4 tRNA genes and 1 rRNA gene are annotated in these 834 nt (G+C 45.8%); all 5 read right to left on the reverse strand.

Features of this window, described 5'->3' with window-relative positions:
* Positions 1 to 315: 315 nt before the first annotated feature.
* Positions 316 to 391: transfer RNA gene (locus R7Z47_RS24350), tRNA-Val, on the reverse strand.
* A 38-nt stretch (positions 392 to 429) separates the two neighbouring features.
* A tRNA-Ala gene (locus R7Z47_RS24355) sits at positions 430 to 505 on the reverse strand.
* 9 nt (positions 506 to 514) lie between these two features.
* A tRNA-Lys gene (locus R7Z47_RS24360) sits at positions 515 to 590 on the reverse strand.
* Positions 591 to 592: 2 nt separating this feature from the next.
* A tRNA-Glu gene (locus R7Z47_RS24365) sits at positions 593 to 668 on the reverse strand.
* Between the two features lie 89 nt (positions 669 to 757).
* A 16S ribosomal RNA gene (locus R7Z47_RS24370) occupies positions 758 to 834 on the reverse strand; the annotation flags it as partial.

Below are 834 nucleotides of genomic sequence, written 5' to 3' on the forward strand. Positions count from 1 at the left end.
TCGCCTCTGACTGCCAAGGCATCCACCGTGTACGCTTAGTCACTTAACCATACAACCCGAAGGAGTTTCGAGTTGATGTTCAAATCACCAAAGTTGTCTCTCATTATTTGAATGAGCGAGAGACATTTGATTTTGCCGGACTCAAATTCCAAGAACACTTGAATGTGTTATTAGTTGTATTCATAAATGAATACTTTGAGAACTTTACAAACAACAATAAATTGTTGTTTTGTCAGCTATCCAAATTGTTAAAGAGCTAATCACTTCTTATGAAGTAACCATTTTTAAAAACTCTCAAGAGAGAATATTTAAAGATGGTGGGCGATACCGGGCTCGAACCAGTGACCCCCTGCTTGTAAGGCAGGTGCTCTCCCAACTGAGCTAATCGCCCACATTAGTTTTACTTCTTAGTGGAAGAAGTTCCTCGAATGGTGGAGCTATGCGGGATCGAACCGCAGACCTCCTGCGTGCAAGGCAGGCGCTCTCCCAGCTGAGCTATAGCCCCATCGAGAAATGGTGGGTCGTGCAGGATTCGAACCTGCGACCAATTGATTAAAAGTCAACTGCTCTACCAACTGAGCTAACGACCCAATGGTATCCCGTAGGGGAGTCGAACCCCTGTTACCGCCGTGAAAGGGCGGTGTCCTAGGCCTCTAGACGAACGGGACACTAAGTGAACATCTTGGGGGATGTTCTATCTCTTAAACTTCATAAACCGTATCAATCTGTGTGAACACTCATCGCAATAATCATCGTTTAAGGAGGTGATCCAGCGCCAGGTTCCCCTAGCGCTACCTTGTTACGACTTCACCCCAGTCATGAACCACAAAGTGG

Origin of the sequence: Vibrio sp. 1641 (genome assembly GCF_033339995.1) — a bacterium.
Lineage (GTDB): Bacteria > Pseudomonadota > Gammaproteobacteria > Enterobacterales > Vibrionaceae > Vibrio > Vibrio alginolyticus.